Source organism: Paraburkholderia panacisoli, from assembly GCF_008369935.1.
GTDB classification, from domain to species: Bacteria; Pseudomonadota; Gammaproteobacteria; order Burkholderiales; family Burkholderiaceae; genus Paraburkholderia; species Paraburkholderia panacisoli.
On sequence record NZ_VTUZ01000022.1, the window covers coordinates 21,791 to 46,099 of the forward strand.

Here is a 24,309-nt window from a genome sequence, read left to right on the forward strand (position 1 = left end):
GAATCCATCACGAAGCCGCAGGCCGGCTCAGAATCGCCTCGGCCAGATCGAAATCTTCCGGATACGTCACCTTGAAGTTGCGCAAGCTGCCTTGCACCAGCTTCGGCGCATGCCCCAACCATTCGATTGCGCTCGCTTCGTCGGTGAGATCGTGACCGTCGGCCTGCGCGCGCAGGATCGCTTCGCGCAACATGCCGATGCGGAACATCTGCGGCGTCTGCGCCTGCCACAAGCCGTCGCGCGCCTCGGTGCGGGCGATGCGGCCATCCGCGGATGTAGCGTCGATCCGCTTCAACGTATCCGCGACCGGCAACGCCATGATGCCGCCCACCGGGTCGTCCTTCAGCGCGGCGACCAGCGTGCGGATCAGCGCGGGCGTAATGCCCGGGCGTGCCGCATCGTGCACCAGCACCCAGTCGCCGTCGCGCGCGCCGAACTCGGCGAGCGCATGCAGGCCGTTGAGCACCGACGCCTGGCGCGACGCGCCGCCCGAGCGGCGCACCGCGAACCGCAGCCCGCCGAAGCGGCGCGCGTCGAAGTGCTGGTCGTCGGGGGCGATCACGACCAGGGTCTGCGCAAACTCGCTGCACGCGTCGAACGCGGCCAGCGAGTAATGCAACATGTCGCGACCGGCGACAGTGCGATATTGTTTGGGCATCGCGGCGCCGGAACGGCTGCCGGTGCCTGCGCACGGAATCAGGGCAAATAGACGGGAAGTCACGAGTGCGGATGCCGCGAAGTCAAAGTAAAGGACGGATTTTATAATAGGTCCTTCGCATCCACGCCCCGACGCGCGTAAACTTGCCGATCACGTGTGAGCCCGAGGCCGCTTTCTCTCTTCTATGCCAGACATCGCCGCATCATCGCAGTACTCCCCGCCCGTCGCGCTCGTCAAGGCCGGCCAGCGCTTCGCCTTCGACGGCACGCATGGGTCGTCCGACGCGCTGCTGATCGCCCGCTACCATCTGGCCTATCGCGACAAAGTGCCGTTGCTGGCGGTCGTGTGCGAAAGCGCCGTCGATGCACAGCGTCTGTCGCAGGAAATCGGCTTCTTTGCGCCCGAAGCAAGGGTGCGCCTGCTGCCCGATTGGGAGACGCTCCCTTACGATACCTTTTCGCCACATCAGGATCTGGTCTCCGAGCGCCTCGCCACGCTACACGATCTCGGCGAAGGCCGCTGCGACATCCTGCTGGTGCCCGCCACCACGGCGCTCTACCGGATGCCGCCGGCGTCGTTCCTCGCGGCCTACACGTTCTCGTTCTCGCAAGGCGAGCGCCTCGACGAAGCGCGCCTGAAGGCGCAGCTGACGCTGGCCGGCTACGAGCACGTGAGCCAGGTGGTGCGTCCCGGCGAATACTGCGTGCGCGGCTCGCTGCTCGACCTCTATCCGATGGGCTCGCCGCTGCCTTACCGGATCGATCTGTTCGACGACCAGGTCGATTCGATCCGCGCATTCGATCCGGACACGCAGCGCAGTCTCTACCCGGTGAAAGACGTGCGCCTGTTGCCAGGCCGCGAATTCCCGTTCGACGAAGCCGCGCGCACCGCGTTTCGCAGCCGCTGGCGCGAAACCTTCGAAGGCGATCCGAGCCGCGCGTCGGTCTACAAGGACATCGGCAACGGCGTGCCGTCGGCGGGCATCGAATACTATCTGCCGCTCTTCTTCGAGGAGACGGCGACGCTGTTCCACTATTTGCCCGAAGGCGCGCAACTGGCGCTGGTCGGCGATCTCGAGGCCGCGATCCGGCGTTTCAGCGCCGACACGAAACAGCGGTACAACTTCCTCTCACACGATCGCGACCGGCCGATCCTGGAGCCGGAGCGGCTGTTCCTGACCGACCAGGACTTCTTCACGTTCGCCAAGCCGTTCGCGCGGCTCGCGCTGCCTGCCAACGCGGGCGGCGGCTGGTCGACGCCGCTGCCCGATCTCGCGATCGACCGTCACGCGGACGACCCCGTGCTGGCCTTGCGCGCGTATCTGAACACCACGCCGAACCGCGTGCTGTTCGCCACCGAATCGGCGGGCCGGCGCGAAACGCTGCTGCAGCTGCTGGCCGACAATCATCTGAAGCCCGCTTCGAGCGACAGCTTCCAGGACTGGCTGCTCGGCGACGCGCGCTTCTCGCTGGGGGTCGCGCCGCTCGCCAACGGGTTCGCCGTGCCGGCCGACGGCATCGCGATCATCACCGAAACGGAGCTGTACGGACCGCTCGCGCGCCGCGCGGGGCGCCGCCGCCAGGAACAGGCGAGCAACGTCGACTCGATGGTGCGCGACCTGTCCGAGCTGAAGCTCGGCGATCCGGTCGTGCATTCGCAGCACGGCATCGGCCGCTACATGGGTCTCGTCACGATGGACCTGGGCGAAGGCGAGACCGAGTTCCTGCACCTCGAATACGCGGGCGACAGCAAGCTCTACGTGCCGGTCGCGCAATTGCACGTGATCTCGCGCTACAGCGGCGCCGATCCGGAAAGCGCGCCGCTGCACGCGCTCGGCTCGGGCCAGTGGGAAAAGGCCAAGCGCCGTGCCGCCCAGCAGATTCGCGATACGGCCGCCGAGTTGCTCAATCTCTACGCCCGCCGCGCCGCGCGCGCCGGCCATGCGTTCGCGCTCGAACCGAAAGACTACGTGAAGTTCGCCGAGAGCTTCGGCTTCGAGGAAACGCCCGACCAGGCCGCCGCGATCGCGGCCGTGATCGGCGACATGACGAGCGGCAAGCCGATGGACCGGCTCGTGTGCGGCGACGTCGGCTTCGGCAAGACCGAGGTCGCGTTGCGCGCGGCGTTCATCGCGGTGATGGGCGGCAAGCAGGTGGCGCTGCTCTCGCCCACCACGCTGCTCGCCGAACAGCACACGCAGACCTTCACCGACCGCTTCTCCGACTGGCCGGTGCGCATCGCCGAACTGTCGCGCTTCAAGTCGACCAAAGAGGTCAACGCGGCGATCCAGCAGATCAACGAAGGCACGGTCGACATCGTGATCGGCACGCACAAGCTGCTGTCGTCGGATGTGCAGTTCAAGCGCCTCGGGCTCGTGATCATCGACGAGGAACATCGCTTCGGCGTGCGTCAGAAAGAGGCGCTGAAGGCCTTGCGCGCCGAAGTGGACGTGCTCACGCTGACCGCCACGCCGATCCCGCGTACGCTCGGCATGGCGCTCGAAGGGCTGCGCGATTTCTCGGTGATCGCCACCGCGCCGCAAAAGCGCCTCGCGATCAAGACCTTCGTGCGCCGCGAGGAAGACAGCGTGATTCGCGAGGCGATGCTGCGCGAGCTCAAGCGCGGCGGCCAGGTCTACTTCCTGCACAACGAAGTCGAGACCATCGAGAATCGCCGGCAGATGCTCGAAGGGCTCGTGCCCGAAGCGCGTATCGCGGTCGCGCACGGACAGATGCATGAACGCGAACTCGAACGTGTGATGCGCGACTTCGTGGCACAGCGCGCGAACGTGCTGCTTTGCACGACCATCATCGAAACCGGCATCGACGTACCGAGCGCCAACACGATCCTGATTCATCGCTCCGACAAGTTCGGCCTCGCGCAATTGCATCAGTTGCGTGGCCGGGTCGGCCGCTCGCATCACCAGGCGTATTCGTATCTGCTGGTGCACGATCCGCAAGGGCTCACCAAGCAGGCACAACGCCGGCTCGAAGCGATCCAGCAGATGGAGGAACTCGGCTCGGGCTTCTATCTGGCAATGCACGACCTCGAGATTCGCGGCACCGGCGAAGTGCTCGGCGACAAGCAGTCGGGCGAGATCCAGGAGATCGGTTTCCAGCTCTACACGGATATGCTGAACGACGCGGTGACGGCGCTCAAGGAAGGCAAGGAGCCCGACCTCACCGCGCCGCTCGCCGCGACCACGGAAATCAATCTGCACGCGCCGGCGATTCTGCCCGCCGACTATTGCGGCGACGTGCAGGAACGTCTGTCGCTTTACAAACGGCTCGCCAACTGCGAACACAACGACTCGATCGACGGCATTCAGGAGGAGCTGATCGACCGCTTCGGCAAATTGCCGCCGCAAGCGCATGCGCTGGTGGAAACGCATCGTCTGCGGCTCGCCGCGAAGCCGTTGGGCATTTCGAAGATCGATGCGGGTGAAGCGGTAATCGGCTTGCAGTTCATCCCCAATCCGCCGATTGACGCAATGCGGATCATCGAGATGGTGCAGAAGCACAAGCACATCAAGCTCGCGGGTCAGGACAAGCTGCGTATCGAAACGCGCAGCCCCGATCTCGCGGTGCGTGTCGCGACGGTCAAGGAGACCTTGCGCGCGCTCGGAACGCCGAGCCGCGGCACCGCGCCTGCTGCCGCAGCGCGCTGAGTCCGTCTGTCACGCGCGTTGGCGTTGCGTTAGAAAACCGGGGTACGTCCTGCGTTTTTCCGTTCATGCTGCGGTGCGCCAATGCGCCGCCGCAGCATACGAGCGCATTTTTTTTGGGTATGATCGAAAGACTTAAATGCCGGAGTCCTGGTCATGTCTCACGTCGCTGAATCAGCGAAGTCCTCGTCACAATCGTCCGCCTCCGCTTCGGTTGCCTCTCCCGTCTCGCTGCCCTGGGTCACCCGCCTCGTGTCGATGGACACGGTCAGCCGCAATCCGAATCTCGGCCTGATCGAAACCGTGCGCGACGAACTGCGCGCGGTCGGTGTCGAAGCCACGCTCACACACGACACCCGCGGCAAATGGGCGAACCTGTTCGCCACCATCCCCGCACACGATGGCGAGACCAATGGCGGCGTGGTGCTGTCGGGTCATACGGACGTCGTGCCGGTGGACGGCCAGCAATGGGACAGCGATCCGTTCAAACCGGAAATTCGCGGCGACAAGCTGTATGGCCGCGGCACCTGCGACATGAAAGGCTTCATCGGCGCGGCGCTGGCACTCGTGCCGGAGATGCAGCGCACGAAGCTGGCCAAGCCGATTCACCTCGCGTTGTCGTTCGACGAGGAAGTGGGCTGCGCGGGCGCCCCGCTTCTGATTGCCGACCTGATGAAGCGTGGCGTGAAACCGGACGGCTGCATCGTCGGCGAGCCGACCAGCATGCGCCCGATCGTCGCGCATAAGGGCATCAACGCGTATCAGTGCTGCGTGCGCGGCCAGGCCGCGCATTCGTCGCTGACGCCGCAGGGCTTGAACGCGATCGAATACGCGGCGCGTCTGATCTGCTACATCCGCGACATGGCCGATCAGTTCCGCGAGCAAGGCCCGTTCGACGAACTGTACGACGTGCCCTTCACCACCGCGCAAACCAGCACGATCAGCGGCGGCAATGCGCTCAACACGGTGCCGGCCGAATGCAGGTTCCAGTTCGAATTCCGCAATCTGCCCACACTCGATCCCGAATCGATCTTCGCGCGCATCGATCAATACGCGCGTGAAACGCTGTTGCCGAAGATGCTGCGCGAACATCCGTCGGCGGCCATCGAGATCACGAAGATCGCCGCGGCGCCCGGACTCGATTCGTCTGAACAAGCCGCGATCACGCAGCTCGTGCGCGCGCTGACCGCCGACCAGGACAAACGCAAGGTCGCGTACGGCACCGAAGCCGGGCTCTTCTCGCTGGCGGGCATTCCGAGCATCGTGTGCGGCCCCGGCGACATCCAGCAGGCGCACAAGGCCAACGAGTTCGTCGCGCTGGATCAGCTGGTGGCGTGCGAGCGCTTCCTGCATAAATTCATTTACAGCATGTCGGTGGAAGCTCACGCACACTGAAACTGAGCGCTGCAAAACAGGTCTTACGCATATCGAGGACAACAGGCTGCCGCCATGTCTACCGCCACCCCGCAGCACACCGACCACACGATCGACGGCGAGCCGATCCCCACGCTCGACGACATCGCCACGCAACACTTTGCGTTGACACCGTGGGTCATGCGAACGCCGGTGTTCGACCGGCTCGACTTTTCATCGCTGCAAAGCACGGTGGTGAATTTCAAGTTCGAATTGTTGCAGGCGGGTGGCAGCTTCAAGGCACGTGGCGCGTTCACGAACCTGCTCGCGCTCGACGAAACACAGCGCAGCGCCGGTGTCACCTGCGTGTCGGGCGGCAATCATGCGGTGGCGCTCGCCTATGCGGCCAAGCGGCTTGGCATCAGCGCGAAGGTCGTCCTGTTCCGCTCGGCGAATCCAGCGCGCATCGCGTTGTGCCGGCAATATCACGCCGACATCGTGTTCGCCGAAGACATTGCCGAAGCGTTCGAACTGGTGCGCCGTATCGAGGCCGAAGAAGGCCGCTATTTCGTGCATCCGTTCAACGGCTATCGCACGGTGCTGGGCTCGGCCACGCTCGGCTACGAGTGGGCCACGCAAACGCCGGACCTCGAAGCGGTCATCGTGCCGGTCGGCGGCGGCGGTCTCGCCGCCGGTGTCTCCACGGCAATGCGGCTCGCCAATCCGATGGTCCACGTGTACGGCGTCGAGCCCGAGGGCGCGGATGTGATGAGCAAGAGCTTCGCGGCCAATCACACGGTGAAGATGGGCAAGATGCACAGCATCGCGGACTCGCTGATGTCGCCGCATACCGAGGAATACAGCTACGAGTTATGCCGCCGCCATATCGACCAGCTCGTGACAGTCTCCGACGATCAGCTGCGCGCGGCCATGCTGATCCTGTTCGCACAACTGAAACTTGCCGTGGAGCCGGCCTGCGCCGCCGCCACCGCAGCGCTGCTCGGACCGCTGCGCGAGCAGTTGCAGGGCAAGCGCGTCGGCGTGCTGTTGTGCGGCACCAATACCGATCCAGTCAGTTTTGCTGCGCATCTGGAACGGGCGCGTCATAGCCAGTCACAGTTTCCTCAATAGACGCATTCAGCGATTCCCAGGCCGAAACACTAGCCTATCCATTTCAGGTTGGTATCATTCGAACATCGACATCTGGGAGGATCTCTATGAGCATGATCAAGGAATTCAAGGAATTTGCCCTCAAGGGCAACGTGATGGATCTCGCGGTCGGTGTGATTATCGGCGGCGCCTTTTCCACCATCGTCAATTCAATTGTTAAAGACCTGATCATGCCGGTCGTCGGGCTTGTCACCGGCGGCCTCGATTTCTCCAACAAGTTTGTCCGCCTCGGCGAGATTCCGGCCACCTACCACGGCAACCCTACGTCGTATAAAGACTTGCAGACGGCCGGCGTTGCAGTGTTCGGTTATGGCTCGTTCATCACCGTGCTGATCAACTTCGTGATTCTCGCGTTCATCATTTTTCTGATGGTCAAGTTCATCAACAACCTGCGCAAAACACTTGAACCCGCGCCGGCCGAAGCGGCGCCGCCGCCGACGCCGGAAGACGTGCTGCTGCTGCGTGAAATCCGCGATGCGTTGAAGAACTCACCGCGTTGAAGATAGCGATCCGGCGCATTGGCCGGGTCCAGTAAAAAGGCCTGTTGCGATTGTTGTCGCAACAGGCCTTTCATCTTCTTGAGCGCAAAAATGCGTTCATGCAGCGCACGCGTCACGCATGCTTCTGCGCCTTCAGCCTCACCGCGGCTTCGATCATCATTTCAAGCTGGCCGAAATTGACAGGCTTCGTCAGATGCGAAGTGAAGCCCGCGCTCAGACAGCGGCGCACGTCCTCGTCGGTGCCGAAGCCGGTCAATGCGACCGCCGGCGCGTCCGAGCGCTCGCGAAACGTCTTGACGAAATCGAGGCCCGTGCCGTCGGGCAAGCCGACGTCGCTCACGATCAGATCGAAACGCCGCTGCTGGCTGGCGGCAAGCGCATCGTCGACCCGGCCCACCACCGTCACGTCGTGGCCGAGGCTGCGAATCAGTTGCGCCATCACCTCGGCGGTATCGACGTGATCCTCGATCAGCAGAATGGTCAGCAGTCCGGCCGGATGCGCTTCGTCCGGTGCGGCGACCGGCTGCATGCCGGCCGGTGCGGCCGCGGTCGGCAGCGTGATCGTAAAGGTCGCGCCGCAGTGCGGGCCGGGGCTGTGCGCGCTGACCGTGCCGCCGTGCACGTCGGTCAGCGCCTTGGTGATTGCAAGACCGAGTCCCAGCCCGCCAAACTGCCGCGTCATGTTCTGGCTGCCCTGCTCGAACGCATTGAAGAGTTTGCCGATCTGTTCCGGCTCGATGCCAATGCCGGTATCTTCGACCGATAGCTGCACGTGCATCCGTTCGTCGCGCGTGCGCACATAGATGTGGCCGCCGTCCGGCGTAAACTTCGCGGCATTGCGAATCAGGTTCCACAGCATCTGCTGCAAGCGTGCGCGATCAGCCAGCACGTAGTGGTGCGTCGCGCGCTTGTCGACATGCACATCCTGCTGCTTGACCTGAATCTCGCTGAGAAAGAGTTCGAGCACGCTGTCCAGCACGTCGTGCACGTCGACCGTTTCGAGCGACAGACGCAGCTTGCCGTTCGCCACCCGCGTCAGATCGAGCAGATCATCGATCAGCCGCGCTTCCAGTTCGACGTTGCGGCGGATCATGCGCACGCTGCTGCGCGCCTGATCCGGCAGATCAGGGATCATCTCCAGCACGCGGGCGCCTGCCAATACCGGCGTGAGCGGCGTACGCAATTCGTGCGACAGCATCGCGAGAAAACGGTCTTTCGCGCGGTTCGCCTCTTCGGCGGTCTGGCGCGCCGCCTGCTCCGACGCCAGCAGCCGCTCGCGTTCCTCGATCGCCTCGCGCTGCGCATGCACGTCCGTGCACGTGCCGAACCACTTGGTGACGTTGCGTTCGGCGTCGCGCATCGCGACCGCGCGTGCGTCGAACCAGCGGTATTCGCCGTCGTGGCGGCGAATCCGCATCTCGTGCCGGTAGTCGCCGGCCTGGCTCGCGACCGCCTTGAGCCAGTTGCGGCGGACTCCTTCACGATCGTCCGGATGCACGGCGTCGAGCCACGCGAGACCGTGAGAACTATTGCATGCGAGCCCGGTGTAGTCGTACCACTGCTTCGACAGAAAATCGCAGTCGCCCGCCGCGTCGTACGTCAGCACGAGGTGCGGCAACGCTTCCGACAACGTGCGGTAGTGCTCTTCGCGATCGCGCAGCAGCAAGGCTTCGTCCGACGCCTTTTGCAACCGCACCTGCGACAGCACGCGCTCGACGGCTTCGGGCAGGTAATCGAGGTAATCGCCGGACTTCGGCACCACGTCGGACACGCCCGCGCGCAGCGCTTCGATCACGCGCGATTCGTCGGTGAAGCCGGTCACGAGGATCGCGGGAATCCGTACGCCTTGCGCGCGCAGACGGCGGAAGAAGTCGAGCCCGGTCTCCGGTCCGCTGAGTTGATAGTCGAGCACCAGCAGATCGGGATTGCCGCTTGCGAGCCGCTCGCGCGCGACCTCGACGCCGGCGCAGAGCGCGACCCGGCAGCCGGCGCGTTCGAGCGACTTGCGCGCGAGCCGCAGGATGCCTGCGTCGTCATCGACGACCAGCACATACGCGGCATGCGGCGTGGACACTTCTTCGGTCATGCGGAGCATTCTCTGGCTGTGTCGATGGGTCGGTCGGATGATCTATCTTGTCACGAGCGGCTTTCGGACAGCTTCTCGTGAGCCCGCGCTCAAGGCGCCGCGAGCCGATGGCCAGGCGGCAGCTTGACCACCTGCAGGAAGAAGCCGAGCCGGCGCACCGCTTCGATGAACGCATCGTATTCGACCGGCTTGCAGATATAGACGTTGCAACCGAGTTCGTAGCAGCGCGCGATTTCGCGCGGATCATCGGTGGTGGTCAGCACGATCACCGGCACGGCGGCCGTGCTGGGCGACTCCTTCAGACGGCGCAGCACCTCGAAGCCGTCCACGCGCGGCATTTTCAGATCGAGCAGGACGACGAAATTCGTCAGATTCTCGCGCGCGGTGGAAGCATTTGCCATGGCACTCGCAGGGGAGCCGCCAACTGCATCGACATCGGCCGGCTGCGCGCCGAAGAAATAATCGAGCGCCTGCTGGCCGTCGCGAAAGCGCAGAAACTGATTCGAAATGCCCGCGCGGCGCAGATTACGTTCGACTAGCGTGGCGTGGCCGTCGTCATCTTCGATCAGCACGATGCTGACCGTTTCCCCGTGACTCATATGTTCTCCGTGCTAACGATTCGTGATGCGCGCCGCTCGGCGTGTCCGCACCGTTGCCGCGACCGCGCGCGCCGCTTCAGTTGCGCAGCGGCTGCTCGGGCAGCACCACGAAAAAGGTCGACCCCGCGCCTTCGGCCGACTCGACCCACACCCGGCCGCCATGTCGCTCCACCGTGCGCCGCACCACCGCGAGACCGATGCCGTCGCCATTCGAGACATCGCCATGCAGGCGCTGAAACGCGCGGAATACCTTCGACATATACGCGGCCGGAATCCCCAGCCCGTTGTCGCGCACGTAATACGTGCGCATGCGCACCGCGCGCGGATCGCTTTCGTCGACCGGCTCGGACTCCAGCGCGCCGATCTCGATACGCCCGTGACGCGCCGGATCGAGGAAATTCAGCGCATTGCCGATCAGGTTGCTGAAGATCTGCTCGACCGCGGCCGGATCGCCCCAGACGGGCGGCAATTCGCGCACGCGGACCACCGCCGCGCGCTGGCTGATCACGCCCTGCAGCGCCTCGACCACGCGGCCCACCACGCGCCCGACGCTGACCCGCTGCCATTGATACTCGAGCCGGCCCGCGCGTGAAATCCGCAACAGCGCGTCGATGATTGCCGCGGCCCGCGTGACCGAGGTGCGCAGATAACGCAGCGACTCGCGCACGTCGCCATCGAGAATATGCACCATCCGCCGATGTTGCGTTTGCGGCAAGCCGGCCTGCCTGACGATACTGTCCAGCTCGTCGCACGACACCTGCAATTCCTTTGAGAAACCCTGCAGATTCACCAGCGGCGAGCGCAGATCGTGCGACACGCTGTAGATGAACATTTCGTTGTCTTGCGTTTCCTGACGCAGTTCCTCGTTGACACTTGCGAGTTCATAGGCGCGCGCTTCGAGCCGCGTCTTCAGCGTGGCCTGCTCCTTGTCCGCCTCGCGCAGACGCGTGCCGGTCTGATGCAGCACGGCGTCGAGCGCGGCGATCTCGTCATGGCCCGACAGCGGCGGCGCGAGCGGCCGGTCGCTGCCGAGCCGCTGCGCGTTGCCGGTCAACACTTCCAGCCGCCTGCCGATGTTGCGCGCGAACACCACCGCGGTGCCCGCCCAGATCAGCATCGAGCCGAGCACGGCGGCGACCAGCGCGTATTGCTCGCGTTCGCGCCGCCTTTCGAGCGCGGCCGAGCGGTCAGTGTCGAGCCGCGCAGCCTCGTTGGCGAACGCGGCCAGCTCCTCGCGAAACAGCGCGACCTGCTCGGGCAACGCGCCGGTCTCCAGCGCGACATACGAAGCCAGGCTGCGTCCTTCGTGCATGGCCTGCGAAATCTCGACGGCGTGCGCGCGATAGGCGTCGATCGCCTGCCGCATGTTGCGCACGCGCTCGACCTGCCGTGGCGTTTGCGCGACCAGCGCGTCGAGCTTGGCGAGCCGGTCGCCGAGATCGACCCACACCGCATGGCGATCGATCAGCGACGCATCGCCGGTCACCATCGCCGTGCGCACTCGCGCGGCCTGGCGCAACAGCGGATCGACGATAGCCGACGATTGAAAAAGGATCTGCTTGCTGTTGTCGACCCACTGCGCGGCCTGCGCTGTCTGTTCCTGGGTATCGAAGACGACGCCAAGAAGCGCCAGTTCCACCACGCTCGGCACTGCAATCAGCAGCAGACCCTTGGTGAATAGTTTCATGTTCACCCAAAGGGTCGAGGGATCATCCAAGCCGAAGCGGCTCGCGAGCAGCCGTTGCGCACCGCGCTGCCGGACCTCTGCTGCAGCGGCCAGACAAGCGGCGCAGCGCGGCCGGACGGGCCATTATCGACGCGAACGGGAGATATTTCAACGACACTGCAAGATGCGTTCGACCACACAAAAATGACTTTTTTATTGGTATCGGATGTTTTTTCGACGGCTCGTGCGTCTATGATGGAGACAGATGTGCTGGGATGCGAAAGCGCGCGGCGAGGCGATTCGGCATGATTCGTGCGGGAAGCGGTGGAGGCGGCGCAGTCGTCGAATCACCGTGAATCCGGCCTTGTCGTATGCTATAAAAGATCGACGTGCGGCGCGCGAAGCCGGGAGTTGTCGCATGAGGACGCTGCGTTTCTTGCAATTCTTTTTCAGGCGAATTTTTATGTCCTTCCCGAAAAAGCGTAGACGCGCGAAGGTGGACGGCGATGAGTCGTTCCTCGCGGTACTGCGGCATTTCAAGCCGTTCGGTCAGCTCGACACCAAGATTGCGCGCGCTCGCGCGCAAGACGAGCCGGTTCTTTATGCCCATGTGTTGCCAGGGCTCGATGTGCTCCTGTGCAGCGTGCGTGGCGCGCAACCGCCTTATCCGGCCGCAGCGGAGTTGCGGCGGCGCTGCATCGAATCGATCACCAATGCGTTGGAGCAGCCGCTCGACGGGCTCGAGAACGGCGGTTACTGGTACGAGGCGGACGGCTTCGGTTTCCTCGTATTTGCCAGCCGGGCGCGCGGCAGGATCCTCACCGAATTCGGCGCCACGCGCGTGGGCGCCCGTCGCGGGGTGCGCCGGCAGGATGCGGCCGGTGATGCTACGCCAAGGTCGTTAAGGTAGGCACACGGTCGGCATTCGCTGCCGGCCTTACATCTACCCTTCATCGATCCGGCAGCGCTGCATCTCTTTCCCTTGGTTTGAATTCGTGAACTCGCGCTGGCGCGGCGGGCAGGACATTTGCGTGCACGGCACACATGTCGAGCCGCTGCAGCGCTTGCTTATTCCGCGATGGCCTCGTCGGCAGGACCGCGCGCGGGCGGCACGCTGATCAGCCACAAAAAAATTATCGACAGGCCGCTGCCGAAGCTCCAACTCAGCCAGTCCGCGGGCAATGTGGACAACATCAGCTCCCCTTGTATTCGGCCGCGCTGGCCGGCGACATGACAGCGGGCTTCTTTTTATCAGCTGCGGCAGGCGACGAGGCCGCCCCGTTGGCCGACTTGTTGACCGGCGCGCCTTCGAGCGAAAGCGCCGCCTTGGGCTGCTGCTTGACGCCCGGCGGCGGCGCCGTCGGCGACTGACGAACCTGCGACAGCAACTGCGCGCACGGCAGCGGCTTGTTGTTGCTCGGTGCGAGCAACGGAATCAACGCGGCAAACGGATTGATCAGGCCGAGCCCCACCACCGCGCCGCCGCGCAACGCCAGCGCGGCCGCGTTCACACCCACGTGCGGATCCTTGAACGTGCCCTTCACATACAGCGGCGAGCGCAGCGAAAACACCCGGAAGCCCTTGGTATGCGGATGCACACCCAGGTCCATCGTCTCGTCGCGCAGATTGATGTGGCCGTCGATGTTGATCACCGCGTCGTCGGTATCGAGCGCGAACACGCGTGACTCGAGCACGCCGTCGGTCGCGACGAAATCGGCGGCTGCGCAGTTGATCTTCACGTCGCGATTGCCGAACAGCTTTTCATACACGACGTTCGCCACGTTCAGCCCGGCCGCTTCCATCAGCAGACGGCTCACCGTGCCGTCCGTGATCAGCGCTTTCACTTCGCCGTTGGAGGTGGCCGCCAACGCCGCCGGCGAATTGCCGGTCGCGGTCAGCGCGGCGTCGCCATTGATTTCGCCGAGCGCGTTCTGCATCGTCTTGAAGTTCGGGAACAGCTGCTTGAGCTTCACATGCCGCGCCGACGTCGCGAAGCGGCCCTTCAACGGCACCCCGCTGCCGTCCAGATGAATGTCCGACGCGAGCGAGCCGCCGGCGACGCCGAATTTCAGCGGCTCCAGCGACAGCACGCCGTTGGTCATCACGACGTGCGTGTACAGGTCCGTGATCGGCAGGTCCGTGGTCTTGACGATGCGTCGGCCGGTGAACTTCACGTCGGCGTCGATCGCCTTCCAGCGGTCGGTGCGGAACTCCTCGACCGGCAGCACGCGGTCGCCCGGCTGCCGGGTCGCGTCGCCGCGCTTGGCCTTGCTCGCATTCGAGTCCGCACCGATCACTGGCGCCAGATCGGAGAATTGCAGCAGGTGCGACACCAGTTCGCCCTGCAGCAGCGGACGGGGCTCGCGAGCCGTGTAGATGAGCGACCCGTTCAGATCGCTGCCGCCCACCCGACCCGTAAAATTTTCATACTTGAAAACGTTGCCGCTCGACTTGAACTGGCCGATCAGCCGCCCTTCGGTTGCATAAGGCGGCGTGTCCGGCAAGGTCACGCCGGTCAGCGAATAGAGGCGCGCCATACTGTTGCCTTGCAGCCAGAGCCGCAGGTCGACCGCCGCGAGATGCGCCGGGTCGGTGATCGTGCCCACCAGGCCCACGTGCAGATCACCGGCCTTCACGTCGGCCTGCACCGGGAACGGCCGGTTCGCGTCCTGCAGCGCCAATACGCCGCCGACCTTGCCGCTGCCCGCCACCGGTGTTTTGTCGTAGGTGCCCTTGACCGTCCAGCCGATCGCATACGACGGCGTCTGCTGTTGCGTGCCAGTCGCCGCGCTCGTCCCGCTCGCTTCCGACGCGGCCACGCTGCGGCTCGCTTCGCTTGCCGCACGCGAACCACCGGCCATCGGCGCCCCCGACGCCCCACTGGCCGCCGTCGTACCCGACGCACTGATATCCGTCGACGACGCGCCGGACGCTGCCGCCGCCGACGCGGCGGCCGCCTCGGACGCCGCCTGCGCATTGGCCTGCGCGGTCAGCTTGCTGGCGCCGGCCTTGCCGATTGCCTGCGCCGACTCGCTGCGCGAGACCGCTTCCTGCTGCTTCATCGCTTCGCCGATCGGGATCGGCTGGCCGAGCGTGTCGATGACCATCTGCAGATCGACCTTCTTCTGCTGATCGGACAGCGCGATATTGCCCTTCGCAAACGCGATGTCGTGCAGATCGAGCTTCCATTCCGACGGCCCGCTCGACGACGCCAGCTTGAAGGTCCAGTTGTCGCGCCCGTCGAGCAAACGTTCGAGATCGACGGAGGGATTCACGAGGTTGATCGCGGGGATCACGATGTCGTGCGCGAGCAGCGGCAGCACCTTCACCTCGAAGTCGATTTCGTCGAGCGTGGCGAACTGCGGCTGTTTGCTCCAGTCGGGATTGGCCACCGTGATGTTGGCCGCGGAAAAGCGCGGCCACGGCACCCAGCCGCGCCAGCCGGTCTCGCCGACCGGATGCCGCCAGCCCACTTTCAGATCGCCGTTGATCGCGAAGGGCCGGCCGATAGCCTGCGAGACTTTGTCGTTGACATAAGGCCGGGCGCGATTCCAGTCGAACGTCACGATGAAAATGGCGAGCGCGACGATCAGGACGACGATGGTCGCCAGCAGCCATACGATGATTTTTCCGATCCGCCGTCCGATACTGCTCGACCCTGCCATTGAGAGGCTCCGCGATTGTTCTGGTTGCGCACCGAGCAGCAGATATCGTGCCCGGACCTCGGTGGCGCGCCACCTTTGTGCTTGCCGTTTTATCATGCTGCACAGCCGGACAACAGATCGGCCGCGCGCGCGCCACCATGAATACGCGTTGCCGCGTCGCCGTCACGCCCACCCCAATACGATCCAACTCATGACCGATGTTCCCCTCGTCCTTGCCGACGGCATCGTCCGGCGCGATGCACTGCGCGGCCAGACGCTGTTGCAGTCGACCACCTTCGCACTCCATGCGGGCGACCGCGTCGCGATCACCGGACCGTCTGGCTCGGGCAAGAGCGTATTTCTGCGCTCACTCGCCTTGCTCGATCCGCTCGATGCCGGACGCATACTGTGGCATGGCGCCGCAGTCGAGCGCGCCGCGATTCCACGCTACCGGCGCAACGTCGCGTATATCCGCCAACGGCCCGCGCTGCTCGACGGCAGCGTCGAAGACAACCTGCGCTACCCGTTCGAGCTGCGCTCCTATCGCGACTCGCGCTTCGAGCGCGCGCGCGCGGCGAGCCTTGCCGCCCAGGCGGGCCGCGCCGCCGACTTTCTCGACAAGCGCGCAAGCGAACTGTCCGGCGGCGAGGCGCAGATCACCGCGCTGATCCGCGTGCTGCAACTGGCGCCCGAGGTCTTGCTGCTCGATGAGCCGACCGCGTCGCTCGACCCGGAGTCGTCGCGGGCGATCGAAGGTCTCGTGCATGCATGGTTCGATGCCGACCCCGGCCGCCATGCATCGATGTGGGTGTCCCACGATCCCGCGCAGGCCGCGCGCATGAGCGAGCGTCATCTCACGATGCGCGCCGGCGTGCTCGACGAAGCGGCGCAGGCAGCGTCCGCGCATCAGGAGGCCGGCCAATGACCTTGCAAAACCTGAGTCTGTGGGACGTCGCGATTGCGGCGCTGCTGATCTTCGTGAACGGCGCGGTGTCGGTCGTGCTCAAGCTCGATCTCGAACGCAAGCTCGCGTGGGCCGCGCTGCGCACCGTGGTCCAGTTGCTGGCGATCGGCTACGTGCTCGGCTGGGTGTTCCGCAACGACCGCTGGTTCGTCGTGCTGCCGCTGATGATCGTGATGACGCTGATCGCCGGCTTCGCGGGCGCGCAGCGCGGCAGTCGCACCTATGCCGGACAGCGCGCGGACAGCGTGCTGTCGATCTGGGCCAGTTCGTGGCTGGTCGCGGCCGTCGGGCTCTTCGTCGTGATCCGCATTCATCCGTGGTACGAGCCGCAATATGCGATTCCGATTCTCGGCATGATCCTCGGCAATACGCTGACCGGCGTCTCGCTCGGCATCGAGCGGATGACCGAGGAATTGACCGCGCGGCGCGACCGCGTCGACATGGCGCTCGCGCTCGGCGCGACGCGTTGGGAAGCGGCGCAGGCGCCGGCGCGGCAGGCGGTGCGCGCGGGCATGATGCCGGTGTTGAATCAGATGGCGGTGGTCGGCGTGGTGAGCCTGCCCGGCATGATGACGGGCCAGGTGCTGGCCGGGCAGTCGCCGTTGCAGGCGGTGCGCTATCAGATCGTCATCATGTTTCTGATCGCCGCGGCGTCGGCATTGGGGACCGTGGGCGCGGTGCTGCTGACGTACCGGCGGCTGTTCTCGGCGGAGCACCGGTTTCTGTCCGCGCGACTGGTGGAGCGCGCGGCGAAACTGCGGTGAGCGGCGCGGCCTGACGAGAACCGGCGCCGCACGCTGCATGCGGCGCCTGCGCGTCGACTACCTCGTGGACGTTGCTCGCGTTGCGCCGCTCTCGCGGCGCGTCGCCTCAACGCTTCGCGCTCACCGCCACTTCAGTGCCGTCGTTGAGCGTCAGCGTTTTCGTGCTGCCGTTGACCGGCATCGTAAAGCGCAGAATCTGACTCACGCTCACATCGTTCGGACACTTGATCGTTTTTCCGCCGCTCGTGACGGTCTTCACACCGTGCGGCGTTTGCGCCTGGAAGCTCATCTGCACACTCGCCGTGCCGTCGCTGGACACGACCGGCGCAAAGCGGATCTGCGTCTGGCGAATCATCGCGCCGTTGGCGTCCACCGGCAGCGACGCATAGTTCGGACACGCATCCGTGCCCGCCACCGGGCCGCCCGGCGGCACGGTCTTCCACGTGAAGTCGTCCGATTCGCCGGAGCGGATCGTGCGGGTTTCCTGTGAATTGCCGAACTGCTTCGACGTGACGCGAACCGTATAGCGGATCGGACCGTCGAGCGCGGCCTGGGACGTCACCGTGATCGGCGTGGCTGCGTGCGCCACCGGCGTGAGCATGCCGGGCGCGAGCGCGCAAGCGAGAGAAGCCACAACTGAAACGGCGGAGAGTTTGAAGCTGGAGCTCATACTGTCACCTCGTTGTTGTGCCGCTGCGCGCCCGCTTCAGCGCTACTGCCTGCGCACCGCCTGACTGGAGCCGGTGAATGCGCGGCCAGCCGGGTCGCGGGACACGCAACCGTTTTCGCATGATGCACCGCCAGTCTAACGCCAAGCTTAAGGCTGCGCGTGCCGCGCGCGCTCGGGTGTTAACCCGCTTGCGGGGACGCGTTTTCTGCGTGTGTTTTCTTCTGTGTGTGTTTGTTGTGCGTGAGCGATGGCCGGCGAGACGCCCGACTCTTTGCCCGCGATCCCCGCGGCGCCTGGCATCATGCATCGGGCATCGAACGATGCGTGGCCGGCGCGCCTCGCTGCAACGCCGGCCATCTTCGATCAACACAATGCGCGATTCAGAACCCCGTCGGCACCAGCTTGCCGAGCGCGCCCTTCTTCGAGAAGTTGATGCGCGCGGCGGCAGAATTGCGCGTGGGGATGCGGAGCCGGGTTGAGGTTGTTGGGCTTGAGGATGGCGCGAGCTGGATCGCGCCGCGCAGGCGCCAACGCCAGTGATGGCCCCGGCTCAAACCGGCCGGCGACAGTCGAAGCTTTGCGACTGTCGCTGCCACCGTCCGTCCCTGCATCCGTCAGGGCCTGAGCTACCGCTTTTTACCAGCCCGCTTTTCGTCCGAATTGACGTCGCTGTGCGCATCGTTCTGCGTCATCTGCTGATACTCGTCACCGCCGCGGCGGTCGGTGTCCTTCAGGCCGCGCTCGAGGTCGCGGTGCGCCTGCTTGCCGACATGGCGCGGCTCGTCCTCGTGCTGCGACTCCGGATTCTGGTCGGCTTCATTCGGCAGCGGCGCGCCGGCTTCCTGCAACGAACGCGGCTGCTTTTGCGCATGCGGATCGGCCTGCTTGTCGCCATCCGACGATTGCGGTGCGGTTTTCATGACGTGCTCCTTGTCGTTTGAGTGAGGTCCACCGGCAAGCGCTCATTGCGCTTGGTCCAGACGTTTTTTCATCGCGGCCGTGATGCGCTGACGGGTCTTCGCATAGTCCGCCCACGGATCGCGCTTCAGACTGGCGAGGCGCTCGTGCAGGTTCTCGATGTTCCATTGATCGCCGCCCGTGGTGGACGCGACTTCGTCCCACGCAAGCGGCACCGACACGCCCAGGCCCGGCCGCGCGCGCGCCGAGAACGCGGCCACCGTGCTCGAGCCGCGGTTGTTGCGCAGGTAATCGACGAAGATTTTCTGCTTGCGGTTCTGCGCGCCCATCTTCGCGCTGAAGTACTTGGGCAGGGTCGTCGCCATGTGCCGCGCGACGGCCTGCGAGAAGTCCTTCACCTCGTCCCAGCCCGCCTGCTTCGCGAGCGGCACGACGACGTGCAGTCCCTTGCCGCCGCTCGTCTTGCAGAACGATTCGAGGCCGAGTTCTTCGAGCAGCGAGCGCGTGAGTTGCGCGGCTTCGATCATGCGCTCCCAGCCGAGCGACGCGTCGGGGTCGAGATCGAACACCATGCGATCGGGCTTCTCGATGTTCGACGCGACCGCATTCCATGTGTGAAATTCGACCGTGCCCATCTGCGCGGCGCCGACCAGCGCTTTGAGCGTTTCGACCGTAATCAGCGGCGGATGACCGGGGTCGAGACCCGGATGCTGCGTGACGTTGGGAATCGACAGCTTCTGGCTGTGCTTCTGGAAAAACAGCTCGCCGCCGATGTCCTCGGGTGCGCGCACCAGCGACACCGGCCGGTCCTGCAGATGCGGCAGCATCCAGTCGGCGACCGATTCGTAGTACTGCACAAGATCGATTTTGCGCGTGCCGGTGCTCTTGTCGATCACGCGATCGGGATGAGACACCCGCACGCCGGCGACTTCGGCGGCGGCGGCTGTTTTTGCGGTGGACTTTGCGGCTGTGGTCTTCGCGGTCGCGGTTTTTGCGATTGCGGTCTTGGCGGTCGCGGTCTTGGCGGCCGTGGACTTGGCGATCGCGGTCTTGGCGGCCGTGGACGTGGCGGTCGCGGTCTTCGACGCCGCACGCTTCTTCGGCGCAGCATCGGACCCGGTGTCGGTTTGCTGTTGCACGTCGGCTCCTTGACGGGGTGCTTCCTTGACGATCTGACGCGCCGGCTTGTCGTTGCGCAGACTCACGAACGACGCCTGACGCACAATCCCATCGCTCGTCCATTCGGCGAAGTTGCATTCGGCGACGAGCACGGGTTTCACCCAATGCACCGGCGTGCGGCTGCGCTCGCGCGGTGCGCTGGCGAACGGCATGCGCGAGGTCTCGTGCGCGTCGAGCGCCTTCTTGACCGAGCGCAGCAAGGCGGCGTCGAAACCGGTGCCGACCCGGCCGGCATAGCGCAGCTCGCCTTCGCCATCGTAGGCGCCGAGCAGCAGCGCACCGAATGCCGCACGACTGCCGCTCGGCTCCGAATAGCCGCCGATCACGAACTCCTGGCGCCGCCGACACTTCAGCTTGATCCACGTCTGCGAGCGCCCCGACAGGTAGCCGCTATCGCGCCGCTTGCCGATGATCCCTTCGAGCGACATGTCGCAGGCGCTTTTGAGCAGCTCGTCGGCGCTGAAGTCGAAGTCGTTCGAGAAGCGCAGCACGCGGTCGTCGAAGCCCTCCAGCAGCGCGCGCAGAATCGCGCGGCGCTGTTCGAGCGGCACGCCGCGCAAGTCATAGCCATTCAGAAAGGGCACGTCGAACAGATAGATGACGATGTCCTGCGGGCGGTTCGAGTCGAATGCGTTTTGCAGCGCCTGGAAACTCGGCACGCCGCGTTCGTCGAGCACGATCGCTTCGCCGTCGAGCCATGCGCTATCGAGGGCAAGCTGATCGAATGCTTCGACCTGCTTGCTGAATTTCGCGGTCCAGTCGTTGCCGGCGCGCGTGAACACCTTGACGGCGCCGCCTTTGCCCGACCGGTCGATGCGGGCCAGCACCCGATAGCCGTCGAACTTGATTTCATACAGCCAGTCGTCGCCGGGCGGCGCGGCGTCGACGAGGGTCGCCAGTTGAGGCTTGAACGAGGCGGGCAGACGGGCTTTGACAGCGCCTTCGATCGACGGGGATGCGGCCAGTTCGCGCAGCGACTGCGTGGTGCGTGTGGCGACGATATCCGGGCGCTTCGGGTCGGCCCGGCCTGACGAAGCGCTTGACGCGCCGCGCTTGCTGGCGCCTTTCGCGGCAGTGGTGGATGCGTTCGAAGCGGCGGCGGTTTCAAGGTTCGCTGAGGCTTTGCTTGCGCGCTTGCCTGCAACTTTGCTCGCGGTTTTACCGGTCCCTTTCGCGCGCGCCACACCCCCTGCCTTCGCGCTCCTGCCCGCCGACGCGCCCTCGCCCAGCACGCTTCCCGGCCGCTCTTTCAGCACGTCGTACTCGCTCTCGTCGCGCGCCTCGTCGTCACGCTCCTTGATCAACAGCCATTGCTCCTTGTCGCCGCTGCCGCGCATATGACTGCGCACCAGCGTCCAGCCGCCGCGTAACTTCTCGCCGTGAAGCCTGAACTTGAGCTTGCCGGCCGCATAGGAACGCGCGGCGTCGTCAATGCTGCCGACCGGCTCCCACGTGCCGCGGTCCCACACGATCACAGTGCCCGCCCCGTAATTGCCGGGCGGAATCTCTCCTTCGAACGAACCGTATTCGACCGGGTGGTCTTCGACGTGCACCGCCAGCCGTTTCACCGACGGGTCGAGACTCGGCCCCTTCGGCACCGCCCACGACAGCAGCGCGCCATTCAGTTCGAGCCGGAAGTCGTAATGCAGACGCCGCGCGTCATGCTCCTGAATCACGTACGAAAGCGCGTGGTCCACGGCGCACGGCGCCGCTTTCCGGCCGGCGCGCTTGCGCGCCGCGTGAGCGCCGGAAGGCTCCGGCGTTTCATCGAAGCGGCGCTTGCGGTGGTAGAGATCGAGTCTCTCGTCCATGGCGGTGACATCGTCGCTTGTGGGTGGGCGCGGCGCTTACGCCCGGCTGTCATCAGCTGTGCGCTCAGGCCGCCGCGCGCCGCTTCCGGGCTGCCGGCGCAGCGGCGGTTTTCGCTGCGGCCTTCGTCGCGGCACGAGCGCCGGAAGTGCCGCCGCGGCTGCGCGAGGTGCCCCCCGCGCTTGCCGCGCGCGGCTTCTTGCGAGCCGGTGCAGCAGCTTCGTTATCGGCTTTGGCGTCGCTCTCGTCGTCATCGTCAGCCGCGCGCTTGCGGCCGCTGGCCGGCTGCTTGCCCTTGCCCCGGTCCAGGCTGCGCTTGAGCAGGTCGGACAGGTCGAGAATGTCGGCCGAGTGACGGGACTCGCGCGGCGCTTCGACCTCGGTGATCTCCTCGGTCTTGCCCGCGCGAATCTTGCGATCGACGAGCGCCATAATGTCGTCGCGGAACGTGTCGTGATACTGCGACGGATCCCACTTATCGCTCATGTCGTCGATCAGCTTTTTCGCCATGTCGAGTTCGCGCGCGGATACGCCGGCGGCCTTCATGCCTTCGGGCGGCAGCTTGAATTCGTCGAAGTCGCGCACCTCGGCGGCCCAGCGCAGCGTGTTCAACGCCAGCACCGGCCCAACCGGGATCAACGCCGCCAGATGCTGCTTGTTGTGCAACACCACGCTCGCAACGCCGATCTTGCCCGACGCCTTCATCGCTTCGCGCAGCAACGCATACACCTTGTCGCCCTTGCGGTCGGGCGTCAGGAAATACGGCGTGTCGAGATAGAGGAACGAGATGTCGGGCGCGTCGACGAACGCAAGGATGTCGACCGTTTGCGTCGATTCGGGATTCGCCGCGCGGATCTCGTCGTCCGAGAGCACCACGTACTTGTCCTTCTCGTACTCGAACCCGCGCACGATGTTCTCGCGCGTCACATCCTTGCCGGTGCGCTTGTTGATCTGCTTGTAGCCGATCGGATCGATCGTGCGCTTGTCGAGCAGATTGAAGCCGACTTTCTCCGACTGCGTCGCCGGATACAGTTGCACCGGTACATGGACGAGCCCGAAGCTGATCGCGCCCTTCCAGATCATGTGTGCCATCGTGCGCTCCCATGGGGCTGAGAACTGAAGCGAAGCAGCAAGCGTGCCACGGTTTTCAGGCCTGAGACAACGCGTGGCGCCGTGCGGGCGGCCAACGACCAGGGCTGTAAGTCTTGCGACAGGCCGGCAAAAGCTACGGCGTGCGGCGCTAGCGGCTTGCTATCCGGCTTGCCCGGGCAGCGGCTCCAGTTCGAGCGGCACAGCCGCGAAGCCGCGAAAACGCGCGCGTGGGCCGCGCATCGGCTCGCCATCGAGGCGATAAGCCGGAAAGCGCTGCACGAACCGACCGATCGCGATACGCGCTTCAAGCCGTGCGAGCGACAGCCCCGCGCACTGATGAATGCCGAAGCCGAACGCGAGGTGCCGGTTCGGAGCGCGGCGAATCTCGAAGCGGTCCGGCTCAGGAAGCTGTTCCGGGTCGCGATTGGCCGCGCCGATGCACAGCGTAATTGGCGTGCCGCGCGCGATTGCGACGCCGCCGATCTCAGTGTCGACGGTCGCCATGCGGTTGCCGAGCTGGTTCGAGCTTTCGAAGCGCAAACACTCCTCGACCGTCGACTCGATCAGCGACGGCTCGCGCAGCAGCGCGGCGCGCTGCTCGGGCCAGCCAGCGAGCGTGACGAGGCCGTTGCCGATCAGGTTGGTGGTCGTCTCGTGCCCGGCGTTCAGAATGAAAATGCAGTTTTGCAACAGCTCCGCTTCCGACAACTGCTCGCCGCCTTCCTCGCCCTGGATCAGCCGCGTCAGCACGTCGTGCTGCGGGTCGCCGGGCTGGCGGCGGCGTCGCACGACCAGACCGCGCAGATAGTCGATGAATTCGCTCACCGCGCGATTGCCCCGTTCGAGTTGCGCGTCGGTCAGCGACGGCTCGAGCGCGCCGAGTATCGCAAGCGACCAGTCGCGCAACGGCCCGCGCCCGGCATGCGGCACGTCGAGCAGATTGCCGATGATCTCGACGGGAATCGCCGCCGCGAACTCGCCGATCAGGTCGATGCGGCCACGTTCGGCGGCCACGTCGAGCAGGCCGTCGACGAGGCGCGCCAGACCCGGCTCCATCGCCGAAATGGCACGCGCCGTGAGCGCGCCGGCGATCAGTTTGCGCACCCTCGTGTGGCGCGGCGGATCGTTGAATACCAGGCTGGTCGTGTGATGCGCGTAGAGCGGCGAGTCGCCGTATTTCGGCTTGAATTCGACGGTCTTGTCAGAGCTGAAGGCTTTCGGGTCGCGGTAGACCGCCTGCACGTCGCGATACCGGGTCAGAAACAGCGAGCCGTCGGGCATGCGCTTGATGGGTTCGTGGGCGCGCAGCGCATGGTAGACAGGATACGGATCGGCGTAGAACGCGGGGCTCAGGTGGCGCAGATCGAAGTCGCGTGCAAGCAGGGATGCGTCGCTGGCGGTCGCCTGGGTCATGCGTCGTCTCCGTGGGTGCACGTTGGGTGCGCGCTGGTATGTGCTTGTATGTGCCTCGTGCGCGGCGTTTTTGCTTGTGCGATGCACTTCCCGTCAGACACGCTGTGCGTTGCGCGTGACGCGATCAGAAAACGCAGTGGCTGCGAGGCGCGGTTGGAAG

At 65.2% G+C, this 24,309-nt stretch carries 18 protein-coding genes; 7 read left to right on the plus strand and 11 right to left on the minus strand.

Annotation, left to right across the window (positions count from 1 at the left end; all coding sequences use genetic code 11):
- Positions 1 to 7 precede the first annotated feature (7 nt).
- Positions 8 to 721 carry a 2-C-methyl-D-erythritol 4-phosphate cytidylyltransferase gene (ispD, locus tag FVF58_RS28410; RefSeq protein ID WP_149673110.1) on the minus strand — a complete coding sequence of 238 codons (714 nt, stop codon included), beginning with the start codon at positions 719 to 721 and terminating at the stop codon, positions 8 to 10.
- Positions 722 to 842: 121 nt separating this feature from the next.
- Between ispD and mfd the strand changes: the two genes are divergently transcribed.
- The 4 genes from mfd (at position 843) to mscL (ending at position 7,345) form a co-directional block, all read left to right on the plus strand.
- Positions 843 to 4,325 carry a transcription-repair coupling factor gene (mfd, locus tag FVF58_RS28415; RefSeq protein WP_149673111.1) on the plus strand — a complete coding sequence of 1,161 codons (3,483 nt, stop codon included), beginning with the start codon at positions 843 to 845 and terminating at the stop codon, positions 4,323 to 4,325.
- A gap of 153 nt (positions 4,326 to 4,478) precedes the next feature.
- On the plus strand, positions 4,479 to 5,717 hold the full coding sequence (argE, locus tag FVF58_RS28420; protein WP_149673112.1) for an acetylornithine deacetylase: 1,239 nt from the start codon (positions 4,479 to 4,481) through the stop codon (positions 5,715 to 5,717).
- Positions 5,718 to 5,771: 54 nt separating this feature from the next.
- On the plus strand, positions 5,772 to 6,806 hold the full coding sequence (locus tag FVF58_RS28425; protein WP_149673113.1) for a threonine/serine dehydratase family protein: 1,035 nt from the start codon (positions 5,772 to 5,774) through the stop codon (positions 6,804 to 6,806).
- An 86-nt stretch (positions 6,807 to 6,892) separates the two neighbouring features.
- A complete protein-coding gene (mscL, locus tag FVF58_RS28430) occupies positions 6,893 to 7,345 on the plus strand; it encodes a large conductance mechanosensitive channel protein MscL (RefSeq protein WP_149673114.1) in 453 nt (150 codons plus the stop codon).
- A 112-nt stretch (positions 7,346 to 7,457) separates the two neighbouring features.
- On the opposite strand, the gene FVF58_RS28435 is transcribed toward mscL, so the two are convergent.
- The 3 genes from FVF58_RS28435 to FVF58_RS28445 all read right to left on the minus strand — a co-directional run bounded on the left by FVF58_RS28435 (position 7,458) and on the right by FVF58_RS28445 (position 11,717).
- On the minus strand, positions 7,458 to 9,431 hold the full coding sequence (locus tag FVF58_RS28435; protein ID WP_149673115.1) for a hybrid sensor histidine kinase/response regulator: 1,974 nt from the start codon (positions 9,429 to 9,431) through the stop codon (positions 7,458 to 7,460).
- A gap of 89 nt (positions 9,432 to 9,520) precedes the next feature.
- Positions 9,521 to 10,030, minus strand: a complete 510-nt coding sequence (locus FVF58_RS28440) for a response regulator (protein ID WP_149673116.1) — start codon at positions 10,028 to 10,030, stop codon at positions 9,521 to 9,523.
- Between the two features lie 76 nt (positions 10,031 to 10,106).
- Positions 10,107 to 11,717 carry a sensor histidine kinase gene (locus FVF58_RS28445; RefSeq protein ID WP_149673117.1) on the minus strand — a complete coding sequence of 537 codons (1,611 nt, stop codon included), beginning with the start codon at positions 11,715 to 11,717 and terminating at the stop codon, positions 10,107 to 10,109.
- A 397-nt stretch (positions 11,718 to 12,114) separates the two neighbouring features.
- Between FVF58_RS28445 and FVF58_RS28450 the strand changes: the two genes are divergently transcribed.
- Positions 12,115 to 12,606 (plus strand): hypothetical protein, encoded by a 492-nt coding sequence (locus tag FVF58_RS28450; RefSeq protein ID WP_149673118.1) that lies wholly within the window; start codon positions 12,115 to 12,117, stop codon positions 12,604 to 12,606.
- 283 nt (positions 12,607 to 12,889) lie between these two features.
- Here the strand turns inward: FVF58_RS28450 and FVF58_RS28455 are convergent, their stop codons facing one another.
- A complete protein-coding gene (locus FVF58_RS28455) occupies positions 12,890 to 15,361 on the minus strand; it encodes an AsmA family protein (protein WP_149673119.1) in 2,472 nt (823 codons plus the stop codon).
- Between the two features lie 190 nt (positions 15,362 to 15,551).
- Between FVF58_RS28455 and FVF58_RS28460 the strand changes: the two genes are divergently transcribed.
- Together FVF58_RS28460 and FVF58_RS28465 are read left to right on the plus strand one after the other, a co-directional pair.
- Positions 15,552 to 16,265 (plus strand): ABC transporter ATP-binding protein, encoded by a 714-nt coding sequence (locus tag FVF58_RS28460; RefSeq protein ID WP_149673120.1) that lies wholly within the window; start codon positions 15,552 to 15,554, stop codon positions 16,263 to 16,265.
- Positions 16,262 to 17,068 (plus strand): ABC transporter permease, encoded by an 807-nt coding sequence (locus tag FVF58_RS28465; protein ID WP_149673121.1) that lies wholly within the window; start codon positions 16,262 to 16,264, stop codon positions 17,066 to 17,068. Before FVF58_RS28460 ends, FVF58_RS28465 begins: the two co-directional genes overlap by 4 nt.
- 106 nt (positions 17,069 to 17,174) lie before the next feature.
- Here the strand turns inward: FVF58_RS28465 and FVF58_RS28470 are convergent, their stop codons facing one another.
- The 6 genes from FVF58_RS28470 to FVF58_RS28495 form a co-directional block, all read right to left on the minus strand.
- The gene (locus FVF58_RS28470; RefSeq protein WP_149673122.1) at positions 17,175 to 17,738 is read right to left on the minus strand and encodes a DUF6013 family protein; all 564 of its coding nucleotides are present in this window, start codon (positions 17,736 to 17,738) and stop codon (positions 17,175 to 17,177) included.
- Positions 17,739 to 18,118: 380 nt separating this feature from the next.
- Positions 18,119 to 18,334: a hypothetical protein gene (locus tag FVF58_RS28475; protein WP_149673123.1), complete on the minus strand. Its 216-nt coding sequence runs from the start codon at positions 18,332 to 18,334 to the stop codon at positions 18,119 to 18,121.
- Positions 18,335 to 18,364: 30 nt separating this feature from the next.
- Positions 18,365 to 18,658 (minus strand): hypothetical protein, encoded by a 294-nt coding sequence (locus tag FVF58_RS28480; protein WP_149673124.1) that lies wholly within the window; start codon positions 18,656 to 18,658, stop codon positions 18,365 to 18,367.
- Between the two features lie 42 nt (positions 18,659 to 18,700).
- Positions 18,701 to 21,646, minus strand: coding sequence for a DNA ligase D (gene ligD / locus FVF58_RS28485; protein ID WP_149673125.1), 2,946 nt, complete (start codon positions 21,644 to 21,646; stop codon positions 18,701 to 18,703).
- A 64-nt stretch (positions 21,647 to 21,710) separates the two neighbouring features.
- Positions 21,711 to 22,736, minus strand: coding sequence for a non-homologous end joining protein Ku (gene ku / locus FVF58_RS28490; RefSeq protein ID WP_149673126.1), 1,026 nt, complete (start codon positions 22,734 to 22,736; stop codon positions 21,711 to 21,713).
- Positions 22,737 to 22,895: 159 nt separating this feature from the next.
- On the minus strand, positions 22,896 to 24,149 hold the full coding sequence (locus tag FVF58_RS28495; protein WP_149673127.1) for a cytochrome P450: 1,254 nt from the start codon (positions 24,147 to 24,149) through the stop codon (positions 22,896 to 22,898).
- Positions 24,150 to 24,309: the final 160 nt, after the last annotated feature.